This window comes from Williamsia maris, from assembly GCF_024171815.1.
In the GTDB taxonomy this organism is placed as follows: domain Bacteria; phylum Actinomycetota; class Actinomycetes; order Mycobacteriales; family Mycobacteriaceae; genus Williamsia_A; species Williamsia_A maris.
In genome coordinates, this window is sequence record NZ_JAMTCJ010000001.1 from 138,629 (window position 1) to 153,212 (window position 14,584).

The following is a 14,584-nucleotide window of genomic DNA, read 5'->3' on the forward strand; positions in this document are numbered from 1 at the left end:
TCACATGTCCCTCGAAGAGCGGCGTGGTCGCGGCCGACCCCGCGACGCCGACATGGAGGTCCGTGTCTTCGACGCCGTCCTCGAGGTCTACTGGGAGACCAGCTGGCGGGGGTTCACGTTCGACGCCGTCGCCCGGCGAGCCCGGGTGGGACGAGCAGCGCTCTACCGGCGGTGGTCCAGCAAGGAAGACCTCCTCGTCGCCGCGCTCGAGGCGCGCAGTCCGCTGCCCGCTCCCATCGACACCGGCTCGGTCCGCGGCGACCTGATCGAGCTGTCCGATCAGCTCGCGCGGGGCTACGCCGAACTCGCCGGACTGGTCTCTATCCGGGTGACCCTCGACGCGATGGTCAACCCGGACCTGCTGGCCCAGCTCACCGACACCCTCAACCAGAGCCGGTTGGTCACGACCCGACGGATCGTCGGTCGCGCGGTCGCGCGCGGCGAGTTGCCGCCGACGACGTCGACGACGCTGCTCCTCGAGCTGGTCACCGGTGCGGTGCTGAGCCACGCTCTGTTCTCCCATCCCCACCGGGACGCGGAGACCGACGCATCCCCCCGGCATTCCGAACTGGTGGTGGAGACCGTCCTGCGGGCGCTGGTCGAGGCCTGAATCACAGCCGGACACCTTTTACAGACAGTCACTGTCTGTATTACGGTCGACCACGTGGCAGACCCCAGCACAGTCCCCGTCATCATCGGCGTGTCCGACCTCCGATCGGGCGGTGCGGGCGTCACCGCCGAACCGCGGGAACCGGCCGCGTTGATCACCGAGGCGACCGACGGCGCGATCGCGGACACCGGCGTCGCCGATCTCGGGCCGCGGATCGACACCATCTACGCGGTCAAGACCGCGAGTTGGTCCTACGACGACCTCCCCGGCCTGATCGGCCGCCACGTCGGCGCCGCGTCGCCGCAGACCCACACCAGCTCGATCGGAGGGCACTGGCCCGCGGCCCTGCTCGACCGCATCGGCGCGCAGATCGCCGCAGGGACCACGTCGGTGGCCCTGCTGATCGGCGGCGAGTCCGCGGCGTCGACCCGCGCCCTGTCGAAAGCGGGCCTCGACCCGATCGGGCAGGGCTGGCTCCGCGAGCCCGGCGGGCCGCCCGACTTCAGCACCGACGACCTCGGCAGCGACGACATGCGCCGGGCGAACGTCGTCGCGCCCACCCGGGTGTACCCGCTGTTCGAGAACCGTTTCGGCCACGACCGCGGACTCACCCCGCAGGAGACCCTGCGGGAGTCGGCGACGATGTACGCGCGCTTCTCCGAGATCGCCGCCGAGCACCCTGTGGCCTGGACACCCACCGTCCGCAGCGCCGACGAGATCGCCACGGTCGGACCCCGCAACCGGTCGGTGAGTGACACCTACCCACTGATGATGAACGCCATGCCGTTCGTGGATCAGGCTGCTGCCGTGATCATCTGCTCACTCGCGGTCGCCAGGGAACTCGGCGTGGCCGAGGATCGCGTCGTCCACCTGTGGGGCGGCGCAGGCGCCACCGACACTCCCGACGTCGTCGCACGGGAGCATTTCGGGCACTCCCCCGCACTGACGTCCGCGGTCGATCGGACCCTGGCCGGCGCCGGGATCACCGGTCGTGACGTCGGGATCGTCGACGCCTACAGCTGTTTCCCGATCGTGCCGAAACTGCTCCTGCGCGCCCTCGATCTGCCGGACTCGTTCGTGCCCAGCGTCCTCGGCGGGCACTGCTCGTTCGGCGGTCCGCTCAACAGCTACTCGCTGCACGCCGTCGCCGAGATCACCCGACTCCTGCGGGCCGGTGAGCCGGGAACCGTGGCGATGGTGCACGCCAACGGCGGCTACCTCACCTACCAGCACACGGTCCTGCTCTCCCGTGCCGCGCACCCCGACGGCTACATCGGCGATCCGGAGCACGTCCGCATCACGTCGTCGGCGCCGGAACTGGCGGTTAGCTACGACGGTGACGCCGAGATCGTCACCGCCACCGTCGAATACGACCGCGACGGCACCCCGAAAACGGCGGTGATCATCGCCGAGACCGCGGACGGACGCAGGGTGGCCGGGCACACCGACCCGTCCGGCGCCGCCGAACTCCTCGGCCACACCGACGGTGGGGCACGCAGCCTCGTCGGCATCGCGATCCACGTGATCGACCGTGACGGCCGGCTCGCCGTGACCATCCGAGAAGAGGCGCACACATGACCGCAGTGGTACTCACCGAGCAGCGCGGACACACCCTGCTCGTGACCATCAACCGCCCGAAGGCGGCCAACAGCATCAACGCCGAGGTCCATCAGCTTCTCGGGGAAGCCTGGGAGACAGCGCAATCGACCGAGTCGGTACGCGCGGTGGTGCTGACCGGTGCCGGTGAGGCGACGTTCTGTGCCGGGGCCGACCTGAAGGCGCTCGGCACCTCGGGACCGGAGGGCATCACCCCCGCCGACACCGCACACTGGGGATTCGCCGGCGTCGTCCGACACCCGATCACCAAGCCGATCATCTGCGCGGTCAACGGGAACGCGCTCGGGGGCGGCACCGAACTCGCACTGGCCGGCGACCTGGTGGTGGCGGCCGACACGGCCACGTTCGGTCTGCCCGAGGTACGTCGCGGACTCATCGCCGGAGCCGGCGGGGTGTTCCGCCTCGTCTCGGCCATCCCCCGGGCGATCGCGATGGAACTGCTGCTGACCGGGACACCCCTGCCCGTCGAGGACGCCGCACGATGGGGCCTGGTCAACCGGGTCGTCCCCGCCGCCGATGTCGTCACCGCGGCACTGGAACTCGCCGACACGATCGCCGAGTGCGCCCCGCTGGCCGTACAGGCCAGCAAGGTCGTCGCACGCGGCATCGTCGACGGCGCGGTCCCGACCGAGACCCAGGGCTGGGAACAGACCGAGGAGGCCCTCGCCCGATTGACCACCTCGTCGGACACCGTCGAGGGCATCGTCGCGTTCATGGAGAAGCGCGCCCCGGTGTGGACCGGCAGGTGACGTCCTAGGCCGCCGGCGCCCCGAGAACCAGACCGGCGAGGGTACGAACCCCGATCGCGAGGGCGCGCTCGTCGAGGTCGAAGTTGGGTTGATGCAGATCCACCGGGGATCCCGCGCCGTTCCAGACGCCGAGTCGCCCCATCGCACCGGGTACGTGCTCGAGGTACCAGGAGAAGTCCTCGCCGCCACCGGATTGCGGGGTGTCGGCGACGGCGTCGTCGGAGATGGCCGCGACACTCCGGTGCAGCATCGCGGTCGCCTCGACGTCGTTGACCACCGGCGGTACCCCGCGGTGATAGTTGAGCTCGTACGGCACGGCCAACGGGGCCAACAGTCCGCCGATGACCTCGCGGACGAGTGGCTCGAGCAACGCCCAGGTCGCGTGGTCGCCGGTGCGCACGGTGCCCTTGAGGCGCCCCTCCTGCGGGATCGCGTTGGCGGCGTTGCCCGCGTGCGCGGCGCCCCACACCATGACGGTCCCGGTGCGCGGGTCGATGCGCCGCGACAACACGGCGGGCAGACCGGTGATCACGGTGCCCATCGCGTGGATGAGGTCGGCGGTCAGGTGCGGTCGTGAGGTGTGACCGCCGGGCGAGTGCAGCAGCAGATCGACGTGATCGGCGGCGGAGGTGATGGCCCCCTGCCGCAGGCCCACCTTGCCGACCTCCAGCTTCGGGTCGCAGTGCAGCGCGAAGAACCGTGAGACGCCCTGGGTGACACCGGCTTCCACCGCGTCCCGAGCACCACCCGGCATGACCTCCTCGGCCGGTTGGAAGACCAGCCGGACGCCGACGGGGAGATCACCCGCCGAGGCGAGGATCTTCGCGACCGCGATCAGGATCGAGGTGTGGGCGTCGTGTCCACACGAGTGCGACACCCCGTCGACCGTCGAGGCGAACGGCAGCCCCGTCCGCTCGGCGATCGGCAACGCGTCCATGTCGGCGCGCAGGGCGATCACCGGGCCGGCCGGGCCCAGGTCGCACACCACGCCGGTGCCCAGCGGGAGTCGTTGCGGGGACAGTCCGGCGGCGGTGAGTTCGGCGAGGACGAAGTCGGTGGTGCGGAACTCCTGTCGCGACAGCTCCGGGTGCGCGTGCAGGTCTCGCCGCCAGCCGATGAGCTCTTCTCCGTGCCGGGCGAGCCACTCGTCGACGTGCCGCATCGCCTCAGGACCCGATCTGATCGGACTCACGAACCGTTGGCCGACGGGGTCGCCAGGTCGGTGAGCAGCGTGCGTCGCAGGCCCTTCTTGATGACCGCCAGGTTCGGGCCCGCGAAGGGCACCCGGTCGGCGGCGACCGCACGGGCCGTGGCGAGCAGGTCGTCGGCGCCGACCGCCTGATCGACGATGCCGAACTCGGCCGCCTCGACGCCGCCGTAGCGGCGTCCGGTGGTCATCGCCTCGGTCACCGTCGCGTTCGGGATGCGTTCACGCAGCAGCGAGGTCATGCCCACCGGGAAGGGCATCCCGAGGACGACCTCGGGCAGCGACCAGAAGCCGCGCTCGGTCCGCATCACACGGTGATCGGCGCACTGGGCCAACATCGCACCGGCACCGAAGGCGTGACCGTTGATCGCGGCCACGGTGGCGACCGGCAACGAGAGCAGGCGGGCGTAGAGCCCGTGGACGAGGTCGATGTACGGGTCGATCCTCGACGGGTCGGTGATCTCGGCGATCTCGAGCCCGTTGCTGAAGTACTTGCCGGTGGCGGTGATGACCAGCGCGCCCGAGGGCTCCTTCTCGACGGTGTCGAGCAGACCGTGCACGGTGCTCATCCAGGCGGATCCGAACCGGTTCTCCGGATTGTCCGGATCCAGCTCGGCATCCTCGGCGCCCAGGTAGAGCTCCCACACGGCATCGGTTCGACTCAGATACGGCATCGCACGACCATATCGTGTGCAGCCGAGCGGGCTCAGGTCGTGCGCACCGTCGGGATCGCTCTACCCTTTTGTCCATGACCCGGCCGAACACCGTCACCGATCCGACCGTCGACGCAGACGCCGCGGCGGCCGCCGCGGCCGCGGTGATCGGCGAACGCACCGGCGTCGCCGCGCACGACGTCGCGGTGGTGCTCGGATCTGGGTGGGCGCCCGCAGCCGAGACCCTCGGCGGCGCGGCGGCGACGATCCCCATGGCCGAGATCCCCGGCTTCACCCCGCCGCGCGCGGCCGGGCACGCCGGGGTCGTGCACTCGGTCGCCATCGGGACGCGACGGGTGTTGGTGCTGCTCGGGCGTACCCACGCGTACGAGGGCAATCCCCTGGCGCGCGTGGTACACGCGGTCCGTACCGCCGCGGCGACCGGCGTACACACGGTGATCCTCACCAACGCCGCAGGTGGTCTGCGCGACGGTATGTCGGTCGGTCAACCGGTTCTCATCAGCGATCACCTCAACCTCACCGCACGGTCGCCGCTGCACGGCGCGCAGTTCGTCGACATGGTCGACGCGTACACGCCGCGTCTGCGCGAGATCGCCCGATCGGTGCGCCCCGACCTCACCGACGGGGTCTACGCGGGTCTGCCCGGCCCGCACTACGAGACTCCGGCGGAGATCCGGATGCTGCGCACCATGGGAGCCGACCTGGTCGGGATGTCCACCGTGCACGAGACGATCGCCGCGCGTGCCGCCGGCCTCGACGTGCTGGGGATGTCGTTGGTCACCAACCTGGCCGCGGGCATCACCGGCGAACCACTCGATCACACCGAGGTCCTCGAGGTCGGACGCAGTTCGGCCGGCGCGATGGGAACCCTGCTGGCCCAGGTCATCGAGCGGCTGTGACCCGACTGCGTTTCGGTACCGCGGGACTGCGCGGTCGGGTGGGACCCGGTACCGACCACATGAACGTCGACGTCGTGCGGCGCACCACCGACGCGCTGGCGCAGTGGCTGCTCGACCACGGGCACCGCGGCGCGACCGTGGTCGTCGGCCGGGACGCCCGACACGGGTCCGCGGAGTTCTTCTGCACCACGGTCGCGGCGTTCGACGAGGCCGGCTTCGACGTCGTGGCGCTGGACTCCCCGTTGCCCACCCCGGTCCTCGCCTTCACGACCCGCGAACTCGGTGCCGCCGCCGGCGTGATGATCACGGCGTCGCACAACCCGCCCGCGGACAACGGCTACAAGGTGTACCTCGATGGTGGGGCCCAACTCATCCCGCCCGCCGACGCCGAGATCGAGTCGCTCATCGACGCCGACGCGACCCCGCCGAGCGACCCCGCTCCCACCACCGCACCGCAGCCGGATCCCCGCGCCACCGCGGCACCGGATCGCTACCTGGCCCGCATCGCGTCCCGACTGGGGACCCGCCACTCGTCGATCCGGATCGCGCTGACCCCCATGCACGGCGTCGGCGGCGACCTCGCGCTGCGCGCACTCGCCGGCGCGGGGTTCACCGACGTGGTGGTGGTCGACGAGCAGTTCGCGCCCGACCCGGACTTCCCCACCGTCGCCTTCCCCAACCCGGAGGAACCCGGGGCATCGGATCTGCTTCTCGCACTGGCCCGTCGGCACGACGCCGACATCGCGATCGCGCTCGACCCCGACGCCGACCGGTGCGCGGTCGGCGCCGTCGTCGACGGCGGGTGGCGGATGCTGACCGGGGACGAGACCGGGGCGTTGCTCGGATCGGCCGTGTTGGCCGAGGACACCTCTCCGGTCGAGTCCGCGACCGAGGCCCTGGTCGCCAGCACCATCGTCTCGGGCAGCCTGCTCGCCGCGGTCGCCGCCGCCGCGGGTGCCCGGCACGTGCAGACGCTCACCGGGTTCAAGTGGCTGGTGCAGGCCGGCGAGGGCCTTCGCTACGCCTACGAGGAGGCCATCGGCCACTGCGTCGACCCGGATGCGGTGCGGGACAAGGACGGGATCAGTGCCGCGGTGGCGCTGGCGGTCGTCGCGCACGACCGGGCGGCCGCGGGCAGCACTCTCGGCGATGCTCTCGACGATCTGTTCGTCGATCACGGCGTGCACCGCACCGGGCAGGTCGCGATCCGGGCCGAGCGTCTGTCCGACATCGCCGACACCATGGCCCGACTCCGCGCCACCCCGCCGACGGAGTTGGCGGGCGTCGCGGTCGAGATGACCGATCACGCCACCCGCTCCGACGAACTGCGGACCGACGCCGTCGCGTTCACCGGGTCGTCGCAGGGCGCGCGGATCCGGCTCATCGCCCGACCGTCCGGGACCGAACCCAAGCTGAAGTTCTATCTCGAGGCGGCGCTCGCGCCGGCCGACCGAGGTGATCTGCCGGCGGACAAGCAACGGGCGGACGCACTGCTGGCCCGTCTGGAGAACGAGGCGGGGCAACTCGCAGAAGGTGGGTCATGACCGACAACGAGGCGTCGACGGTGGTCTCCGCATCCGGGATCGACGTGGTCCGCGGCGGGCGATTCCTGTTGCGCGACATCACCCTGCACGTGGCCGCCGGGGAACACTGGGCACTGCTCGGCCCCAACGGCGCGGGCAAGTCGACACTGCTGCACATCCTCGGGGCGTTCGGTCACCCCACGAGCGGCACCGTCGACGTCCTCGGCAAACGGCTGGGCCGGGTCGACATGCGCGAACTACGCACCCACATCGGTCACGTCGACCCCCGGCACCGACTCGACCTGCCGCTCGCCGCCCACGACGTGGTGCTGACCGGGCTCACGAACACCCCCGAACTCGACGCCCGACGCACCTACACCGCGGCCGAACACCGGCATGCCGACGACCTGCTGGACGTGCTCGGAATGGGCGACCGACGGTCGCTGGTGTGGACCACCATGAGTCAGGGCGAACGTGGCCGGGCACTCGTGGCCCGGGCGCTGATGGCCCGACCGTCCCTGCTGCTGCTCGACGAACCGGCCACCGGTCTCGATCTGGCCGCTCGGGAACAACTCCTGATCGGGATCGACCAGCTGCGGTCGGAGGTCCGCGACCTCGCGAGCATCCTGGTAACACACCATCTCGAGGATCTGCCCGCCAGCACGACCCACGCCCTGTTGTTGCGCGACGGTCTCGCCACGGCGCAGGGACCGGTCGACGAGGCACTCACCTCGGCGTCGATCAGCGACTGCTTCCGACATCCGGTGGTGCTGCGCCGCGACGGCGGGCGGTGGTCGGCGATGTCGTCGCAGCGGGCCTCCAGCGCCTGCTAGCGCGGTCCGAACTGACGGTCGCCGGCGTCGCCGAGGCCGGGCACGATGTAGGCGTTGTCGTTGAGTCCCTCGTCGACCGCGGCGGTGACGAGTCGGACCGGGTGTCCCGAATCCGCCAGTGCGGCCACACCCTCGGGTGCGGCCACCACACAGACCGCGGTGATGTCGACGGCGCCACGACCGACGAGCAGTTCGATCGTGTGCAGCATCGAGCCGCCCGTCGCCAGCATGGGGTCGAGCACGAACACCGTTGTGCGGGACAGGTCGTCGGGAAGCGACTCCAGGTACGGGACCGGCTGGTGGGTCTGTTCGTCGCGCGCGATGCCGACGAAACCCACGTTCGACTCGGGGACCATCGCGTGTGCCTGGTCGACCATCCCCAGTCCTGCGCGCAGCACCGGCACCAGCAACGGCGGGCTCGCCAGCTTCGCGCCGGTCATCGTCGCGACCGGGGTGGTGATCTCGATGTCGGCGACCGGGGCGCCGGACAGTGCCTCGTAGATCAGCATCTGCGTGAGGTCGGCGAGCGCGCCGCGGAACGACGCGTTGTCGGTCCGTTCGTCACGCAGGGTCGTCAGTCGTGCTCGTGCCAGCGGGTGATCGACGACGGTGACATCCATTCGGCAATGGTAATGGTCGGAACCGTCCGGTCGCGCGCGACGTCGAACCACCCATGAACCCCATCTCGGTCGAACCGACCACTCTCACCTCGGTGGCCGCCACCCACGCCACGGTCGCCTCCGACATCGACTCGGTCGTGTCGCGCGCCGACCTCGACGCCATCGCACTCGGTGTCGTATTCGGCATCATCGGAACGGAATTCGCGGCCACCGCACAGTCGGCCACCCACCGGTACCGCGAGCTGGTCGGTGCGATGGCGCAGGGCTCACACCGGATCGCGCACGACGTCGGTGCCGCAGGCGCGGCGTATCGCACCACCGACGAGGACGCGGGCACCGGCATCGCGGCCACCGTATGACCCCGGTCGACGCGCTCGCGGCACCGATCCGGACGCTGCTCGATTCGGTGGGGACGGGGTCGACCTCGGTCACCGACCCGACGGTGTCGGTGCGTGAGGTGACCGCCGAGCTCGAGCGGACGGACGCGCGGTTGCGACACGCACTCGACGCCGCGCTCGAGGACTGGGAGTCGACAGCCGGTGACGACGCCCAGACCATCCTGCGACGGCATCGCTCGCAGACGAGACACGCCGGCGAGGACGGTCGGACACTGACGTCGGTGATCGAGGACGCGGCGCGATCGGTTCGGCGGGCCGCGGTCGAACTGCGCGGGACACTCGACTCGTTCGTGCACGCGGCGGACGCGATGGGTCCCGCGTTGTACACACCGACCGGCGTCGCGATGATCCTGCCCGTGGCCGCGACCCACCTCCAGCGGGCGTTGGCCGTCGTCGAGCGCACCCGGGCCGAACTCGACGCCCAGTCGCGGCGACTGCTGTCGATCGGGCGGACGGTGGCACCCGGCACCGCGCACGGGGTCGCCGCCGCCGTCGGCGATGCCGCGAGGACTCCGGCGAAACGCCCGATCGCGACGGGCGGGGCCCGGACCCGGTCGGCGTCGGTCGGCCCCGCCGCCCACGACCGGCCCGACGCCGCGGCGTCGCGGTCCGGCGGACCACCGACCCCCGGCGCGGTCCCGATCACCCTGCCGGACGGCTCGGTGGCCTACGCCCCGAACCAGCGCGCGGCCACCGCCGTACGCGCTGCGCTCGGACAGCGTGGTGTCCCCTACGTCTGGGGTGGCACGACTCCCGGGCGGGGTCTGGACTGCAGTGCCCTCACCCAGTACGCGTATCGGCAAGCCGGAGTGGAACTGCCGAGACTGGCCCAGGACCAGGACACCGCGGGTTACCGCGTCGACCGCGGCGAGCTGCTGCCCGGCGACCTCGCGGTGTGGTCCGGACACGTGGCGATGTACGTCGGCAACGACCAGATGGTCGAAGCGGGCAACCCGGTCCAGGTCTCACCGGTGCGCACGAACAACCTCGACCAGGCTTTCGAGGGCTTCTATCGTCCCCGTTGACATCGCCGGAAAGGCCACGACCAGGGCCACTGGCCCGCTCACAGAACCAATGATTAGGCTTCATCCCCATGGCCGGAGACATCGTACCGATCGAGCTCGGATTGACCGACGGAAACGCGTTCACCCTCTGGGCGCCCCGTTGGCGCGAAGGCGACGACGAATGGGAGGCGTTCCTCGGTCTCGACGAAGATCTCTACGGATTCCCCGGCGTCGCCGAACTCGTCGCGTTCATCCGCAACAACGACGACAACGACCTCGTCGAGCACCCGGCCTGGGAGACCGTCGTCGGTCTCAAGGCCGAGGAACTGGTTCCGGCCGAGGACAAGTCCTACGACCTGATCGGTGTGCCCGAACTGGCGTCGGAGGATCCCACTCCCGAGGTCATCGCCGAGCTCGAGGACGTCCTGGAGATCGTCCGCATCATCGGCGAGGTCTGCGAGTTGGCCACCGTCACCAAGTTTTTCAACGGCAACCCGATCCTCGGTGCGGTCACCACCGGTACCCGCAACTTCATCGGCAAAGAGGGACAGGAACTGTGGGGACGCATCGGCGGCCTCATCGACAAGCACTGGGATGACGTGGTCGACGCGATCGACGACGTCATCTCCACCCCCGACGTCGACGCCACCGCGGTCACCACCGCCGAGGCCGAGTTGGAGGCCGCCGCGAGCGCCGAGGACGAGGACGAACCCGACGACGACGACATCGAGATCGTCGGCACCGGAACCGAGTCCACGCCTGCCGACGCCGACGACACCGATGACGATGACGATGACGACGAGGCCGATGAGGACGACGACGACCTCGAGGACGACTTCTGGGCCGGTGTCGGCATCGACCCCATCCGGATCGTCACCGACGCCGCCGAGTACCTCACCCTCCGGTGCTACCTCGGCGACGACCCGATCTTCCTGGGCCGCAACGGCAAGATCTTCGTCTTCACCTCCGAGCGTGCGCTGACCCGCTTCATCGCCGACCACGACGACCACGAGCTGTCCGAGGTGAGCACCTTCGAGGAGGTCCGGGTCGCGGCCACCGACGGCTCGCTCGAGGTCGACGTGTTCGACGAGAACGTCTACGTCTTCCCCGGCCTGGCCGCCGACATCGCCGACGGCCCGCGCCGCATCGACCGCAAGCAGTTGGAGCTCGCCGTCGAGTTGCTCAACGACGCAGCCGATTTCGCCGACGACGACTCGGTCAGCGAGGCACTCGGGTCGACGACACCGCTGGGCTTCTTCGTCAGCTACGCCGTCAACCCCGACCCGAAGCGGCTCGCGCCCAGCGGCCCGTTCGACAACGAGTCGGAGGCGTGGCGCGCCCTGGTCCACGAGCTCGAGGGCCGCCTGACCAAGAAGTAGGTCCGCGTCACCCGATCAGGACGGCGTACCCCGGCTTGATCACGTCGTCGATGAGGGCGAGCCGCTCGTCGAAGTGTACGAACGCCGACTTCATGGCGTTGACCGTGAAGCGTTCGAAATCGGCCCAGCCGTAACCGAACTGGTCGTGCAGAGTCGTGAACTCCTTGCTCATCGACGTGTCGCTCATCAGGCGGTTGTCGGTGTTCACCGTCACCCGGAAACGCAGCCGTGCGAGCACGTTGAACGGATGGTCGGCGATGCTCGCCACCGCACCGGTCTGCACGTTCGAACTCGGGCACAGCTCGAGCGGGATCCGCTTGTCCCGGACGTAGTTCGCGACGTCGCCGAGTTCGGCCCCGGCGAAGGCGTGCGCGGCGAGGTCGGATCCCGCGGGTAGCGAGATGTCGTCGATGACCCGGACCCCGTGACCGAGCCGGTCGGTGCCGCAGAAGCTGATGGCCTCGTGGATCGACGGCAACCCGAACGCCTCGCCGGCGTGGATGGTGAAGGGCGCGTTGTTGGCGCGCATGTACTCGAAGGCATCGAGGTGACGGCTCGGCGGATATCCCGCCTCGGCGCCGGCGATGTCGAAGCCGACCACGCCGCGGTGTCGGAACCGGACGGCGAGTTCGGCGATCTCCCGGGAGCGGGCCGCGTGACGCATCGCGGTCACCAGGCAGCGCATCACGATCGTCCGTCCGGCCGCCGCGGCGGCGGTCACGCCCTCGGTGAACCCATCGAGCACCGCCTCGACGACCTCGTCGAGCGACAGCCCGGCGGTCAGGTGTTGTTCGGGGGCGAAGCGCACCTCGGCGTAGACGACGCCGTCGTCGGCGAGGTCCTCGGCACACTCGCGTGCCACCCGACGCAGCGCGGCCGCGGTCTGCATGACCGCCACCGTGTGGGTGAACGTCTCCAGGTACCGGACCAGCGACCCGCTGTCCGCCGACTCCCGGAACCAGCGGGCCAGGGAGTCCGCGTCGTCGGCGGGCAGGTCGCCGTAGCCCACCTCGTGGGCGAGGTCGAGCACGGTGGCCGGACGCAGTCCACCGTCGAGATGGTCGTGCAGCAACACTTTCGGCGCCAGCCGGAGTGCACCGGGATCGAGAGGCGCCACGGCGCGGAGATCGGTCATGATCCGACGGTAACGCGATCGATGATCAGTGTCCCCGCCAGATCGCTCACACCGTCGTGCGCGTCGGCGACGGTGACCGCGTCGGCGAGCGCCTCGCGCGCCGAGGCGAACCGCTCGGGGGTCTGCGTCGACAACGTGAACAACGGATCGCCGGCGTGGACGCGGTCGCCGGGACGGGCGTGCCAGCGGACCCCGGCCTCGTGTTGGACGTCCTCGCCCTGCCGCGCGCGCCCCGCACCGAGTCGCCATGCGGCCACCCCGACGCCCAGGGCGTCGAGTCGCGTCACGACGCCGTCGCGCTCGGCGGTGATCACCTCCTGGTGATCGGCCCTGGGCAGCGGCGCATCCGGGTCGCCACCCTGAGCGGCGATCATCGCCCGCCAGCTGTCCATGGCGCGACCGTTGGACAGGTTGGTCGCGGGGTCGGCGTCGATGCCCCCTGCGGCGAGCATCTCGGCCGCCAACGCCAGCGTCAGTTCGACCACGTCGTCCGGGCCGCCGCCGGAGAGGACCTCCAGCGACTCCTCCACCTCGATGGCGTTGCCTGCCGTGTATCCCAGCGGCGTCGACATGGCGGTCACCAGTGCGACGGTCTCGACCCCGGCGTCGGCGCCGAGCGCGACCATGGTCTCGGCCAGTTCCCGCGCGTCGTCGATCGACTTCATGAACGCGCCGCTGCCGACCTTGACGTCGAGTACCAGCGCACCGGTGCCCTCGGCGATCTTCTTGCTCATGATCGACGACGCGATCAGGGGGATCGACTCCACGGTCGCCGTGACGTCGCGCAACGCGTAGAGCCGCTTGTCCGCGGGGGCCAGGCCGGACCCGGCGGCACAGACGATCGCCCCGACGTTCTCGAGCTGGGTCATCATGTCGGCGGCGGTGACGTCGGCGCGCCACCCCGGGATCGACTCCAGCTTGTCGAGCGTGCCGCCGGTGTGGCCGAGCCCACGGCCGGACAGCTGCGGCACCGCGAGGCCGTAGGAGGCGACCAGCGGGGCGAGCGGCAACGTGATCTTGTCCCCGACACCGCCGGTGGAGTGTTTGTCGACGGTGCGCAGTGACCGGCCGTCTCGACGCAGCGCCCCGAAGTCCATGCGGTCGCCGGAGGCGATCATCGCCCGGGTCCAGCGGGCGATCTCCCGCCGATCCATCCCGCGCAGGACGATCGCCATGGCCAGTGCCGACATCTGCTCGTCGGCCACGGCTCCGGTGGTGAAGGCGTCGACGACCCAGTCGATCTGGCCGTCGGTGAGGGCATGGCCGTCCCGCTTGGCGGCGATCACCGAGACCGCGTCGTGGGTGCTCACGCGTCGACATCCCGGGCGGCGGCGATGTCGTCGGGGCCGAACGCGTGCGGCAGCAGCGCCGAGAGGGGAAGCGGACCGTCGCGGTGGTCGACGAGCAACGCCGCCCCGCCGTGCTCGAAGAGGATCTGTCGACACCGGCCGCACGGCATCAGCGCGAGGCCTCGTCGGTCGGTCACCGACAGGGCGACAAGACGTCCCCCACCGGTACGCCGCAGGTCTCCTGCCAGCGAACATTCGGCGCACAGGCCGAGGCCGTATGAGACATTCTCCACATTGCATCCGAGGACTATCCGTCCATCGTCGACCAGGGCAGCGGCGACCACCGAGAAGTCCGAGTAGGGCGCATATGCGTGGACCATGATCTCTGTTGCCTTGGTGCGCAACAGATCCCAGTCGATCGAGGTCGACATCCCGGCGTCTCCTCCCGCACGGGGATCCGACGACTCCCGCACTGAGCTGCGATGGAAGTGATGTAAGGCAAACCTAATTCGTGAGAATCGGGACCGATCGAGAACTCGGGCCGGTTCTTGCAACGCTCAGCATAGGTTTAAAGTCGTTGAGGTAGGCATGTCCGAGCCGGAGCACCGCGGCTCAACGCATCCATCGACGATGTTGGAGGCCAGTCC

General features: G+C 70.2%; 15 protein-coding genes. 9 read left to right on the forward strand and 6 right to left on the reverse strand.

Annotated elements, in window-relative coordinates:
• Window positions 1-4: 4 nt before the first annotated feature.
• From LX13_RS00620 to LX13_RS00630, 3 genes are read left to right on the forward strand one after another with little or no spacing between them, the layout of a single operon-like run.
• The gene (locus LX13_RS00620) at window positions 5-610 is read left to right on the forward strand and encodes a TetR-like C-terminal domain-containing protein (protein WP_253659393.1); all 606 of its coding nucleotides are present in this window, start codon (window positions 5-7) and stop codon (window positions 608-610) included.
• A 54-nt stretch (window positions 611-664) separates the two neighbouring features.
• Window positions 665-2,188 carry a TLP1 C-terminal extension domain-containing protein gene (locus LX13_RS00625; RefSeq protein ID WP_253659394.1) on the forward strand — a complete coding sequence of 508 codons (1,524 nt, stop codon included), beginning with the start codon at window positions 665-667 and terminating at the stop codon, window positions 2,186-2,188.
• Window positions 2,185-2,976 (forward strand): enoyl-CoA hydratase-related protein, encoded by a 792-nt coding sequence (locus tag LX13_RS00630; protein WP_253659395.1) that lies wholly within the window; start codon window positions 2,185-2,187, stop codon window positions 2,974-2,976. Before LX13_RS00625 ends, LX13_RS00630 begins: the two co-directional genes overlap by 4 nt.
• Window positions 2,977-2,980: 4 nt before the next feature.
• On the opposite strand, the gene LX13_RS00635 is transcribed toward LX13_RS00630, so the two are convergent.
• Both LX13_RS00635 and LX13_RS00640 read right to left on the reverse strand, forming a co-directional pair.
• Window positions 2,981-4,138 (reverse strand): amidohydrolase, encoded by a 1,158-nt coding sequence (locus LX13_RS00635; RefSeq protein ID WP_253659396.1) that lies wholly within the window; start codon window positions 4,136-4,138, stop codon window positions 2,981-2,983.
• Window positions 4,139-4,164: 26 nt separating this feature from the next.
• Window positions 4,165-4,857 carry an enoyl-CoA hydratase/isomerase family protein gene (locus LX13_RS00640; protein WP_253659397.1) on the reverse strand — a complete coding sequence of 231 codons (693 nt, stop codon included), beginning with the start codon at window positions 4,855-4,857 and terminating at the stop codon, window positions 4,165-4,167.
• Window positions 4,858-4,931: 74 nt separating this feature from the next.
• Between LX13_RS00640 and LX13_RS00645 the strand changes: the two genes are divergently transcribed.
• From LX13_RS00645 to LX13_RS00655, 3 genes are read left to right on the forward strand one after another with little or no spacing between them, the layout of a single operon-like run.
• The gene (locus tag LX13_RS00645; protein WP_253659398.1) at window positions 4,932-5,756 is read left to right on the forward strand and encodes a purine-nucleoside phosphorylase; all 825 of its coding nucleotides are present in this window, start codon (window positions 4,932-4,934) and stop codon (window positions 5,754-5,756) included.
• 59 nt (window positions 5,757-5,815) lie between these two features.
• Entirely contained in the window at window positions 5,816-7,300 is a 1,485-nt protein-coding gene (locus LX13_RS00650) for a phospho-sugar mutase (protein ID WP_253660508.1), read from the forward strand.
• Window positions 7,297-8,112, forward strand: coding sequence for an ABC transporter ATP-binding protein (locus LX13_RS00655; protein ID WP_253659399.1), 816 nt, complete (start codon window positions 7,297-7,299; stop codon window positions 8,110-8,112). The genes LX13_RS00650 and LX13_RS00655 overlap by 4 nt, the downstream gene beginning before the upstream one ends.
• Here the strand turns inward: LX13_RS00655 and upp are convergent.
• On the reverse strand, window positions 8,109-8,732 hold the full coding sequence (upp, locus tag LX13_RS00660; protein WP_253659400.1) for a uracil phosphoribosyltransferase: 624 nt from the start codon (window positions 8,730-8,732) through the stop codon (window positions 8,109-8,111). The genes LX13_RS00655 and upp overlap by 4 nt on opposite strands.
• Before the next feature lie 53 nt (window positions 8,733-8,785).
• On the opposite strand from upp, the gene LX13_RS00665 reads away from it, so the two are divergent.
• The 3 genes from LX13_RS00665 to LX13_RS00675 all read left to right on the forward strand — a co-directional run bounded on the left by LX13_RS00665 (window position 8,786) and on the right by LX13_RS00675 (window position 11,513).
• Window positions 8,786-9,091: a type VII secretion target gene (locus LX13_RS00665; RefSeq protein ID WP_253659401.1), complete on the forward strand. Its 306-nt coding sequence runs from the start codon at window positions 8,786-8,788 to the stop codon at window positions 9,089-9,091.
• Window positions 9,088-10,155 carry an NlpC/P60 family protein gene (locus LX13_RS00670; protein ID WP_253659402.1) on the forward strand — a complete coding sequence of 356 codons (1,068 nt, stop codon included), beginning with the start codon at window positions 9,088-9,090 and terminating at the stop codon, window positions 10,153-10,155. Before LX13_RS00665 ends, LX13_RS00670 begins: the two co-directional genes overlap by 4 nt.
• Before the next feature lie 68 nt (window positions 10,156-10,223).
• The gene (locus tag LX13_RS00675) at window positions 10,224-11,513 is read left to right on the forward strand and encodes a SatS C-terminal domain-containing protein (RefSeq protein WP_253659403.1); all 1,290 of its coding nucleotides are present in this window, start codon (window positions 10,224-10,226) and stop codon (window positions 11,511-11,513) included.
• 7 nt (window positions 11,514-11,520) lie between these two features.
• Here the strand turns inward: LX13_RS00675 and LX13_RS00680 are convergent, their stop codons facing one another.
• The 3 genes from LX13_RS00680 to LX13_RS00690 are packed head-to-tail and all read right to left on the reverse strand — an operon-like array spanning window position 11,521 to window position 14,368.
• Entirely contained in the window at window positions 11,521-12,648 is a 1,128-nt protein-coding gene (locus tag LX13_RS00680) for an adenosine deaminase (protein WP_253659404.1), read from the reverse strand.
• On the reverse strand, window positions 12,645-13,958 hold the full coding sequence (locus LX13_RS00685; protein ID WP_253659405.1) for a thymidine phosphorylase: 1,314 nt from the start codon (window positions 13,956-13,958) through the stop codon (window positions 12,645-12,647). Before LX13_RS00685 ends, LX13_RS00680 begins: the two co-directional genes overlap by 4 nt.
• Window positions 13,955-14,368: a cytidine deaminase gene (locus LX13_RS00690; RefSeq protein WP_253659406.1), complete on the reverse strand. Its 414-nt coding sequence runs from the start codon at window positions 14,366-14,368 to the stop codon at window positions 13,955-13,957. Before LX13_RS00690 ends, LX13_RS00685 begins: the two co-directional genes overlap by 4 nt.
• Window positions 14,369-14,584 lie beyond the last annotated feature (216 nt).

Excerpts from the sequence above, each read along its gene's own strand:
- LX13_RS00620 (WP_253659393.1), top strand. The coding sequence starts at position 5 with ATGTCCCTCGAAGAGCGGCGTGGTCGCGGCCGACCCCGCGACGCCGAC.
- LX13_RS00630 (WP_253659395.1), top strand. The coding sequence starts at position 2,185 with ATGACCGCAGTGGTACTCACCGAGCAGCGCGGACACACCCTGCTCGTG.
- LX13_RS00635 (WP_253659396.1), bottom strand. The coding sequence starts at position 4,138 with ATGCGGCACGTCGACGAGTGGCTCGCCCGGCACGGAGAAGAGCTCATC.
- LX13_RS00640 (WP_253659397.1), bottom strand. The coding sequence starts at position 4,857 with ATGCCGTATCTGAGTCGAACCGATGCCGTGTGGGAGCTCTACCTGGGC.
- LX13_RS00645 (WP_253659398.1), top strand. The coding sequence starts at position 4,932 with ATGACCCGGCCGAACACCGTCACCGATCCGACCGTCGACGCAGACGCC.
- LX13_RS00650 (WP_253660508.1), top strand. The coding sequence starts at position 5,816 with ATGAACGTCGACGTCGTGCGGCGCACCACCGACGCGCTGGCGCAGTGG.
- LX13_RS00655 (WP_253659399.1), top strand. The coding sequence starts at position 7,297 with ATGACCGACAACGAGGCGTCGACGGTGGTCTCCGCATCCGGGATCGAC.
- upp (WP_253659400.1), bottom strand. The coding sequence starts at position 8,732 with ATGGATGTCACCGTCGTCGATCACCCGCTGGCACGAGCACGACTGACG.
- LX13_RS00665 (WP_253659401.1), top strand. The coding sequence starts at position 8,786 with ATGAACCCCATCTCGGTCGAACCGACCACTCTCACCTCGGTGGCCGCC.
- LX13_RS00670 (WP_253659402.1), top strand. The coding sequence starts at position 9,088 with ATGACCCCGGTCGACGCGCTCGCGGCACCGATCCGGACGCTGCTCGAT.
- LX13_RS00675 (WP_253659403.1), top strand. The coding sequence starts at position 10,224 with ATGGCCGGAGACATCGTACCGATCGAGCTCGGATTGACCGACGGAAAC.
- LX13_RS00680 (WP_253659404.1), bottom strand. The coding sequence starts at position 12,648 with ATGACCGATCTCCGCGCCGTGGCGCCTCTCGATCCCGGTGCACTCCGG.
- LX13_RS00690 (WP_253659406.1), bottom strand. The coding sequence starts at position 14,368 with ATGTCGACCTCGATCGACTGGGATCTGTTGCGCACCAAGGCAACAGAG.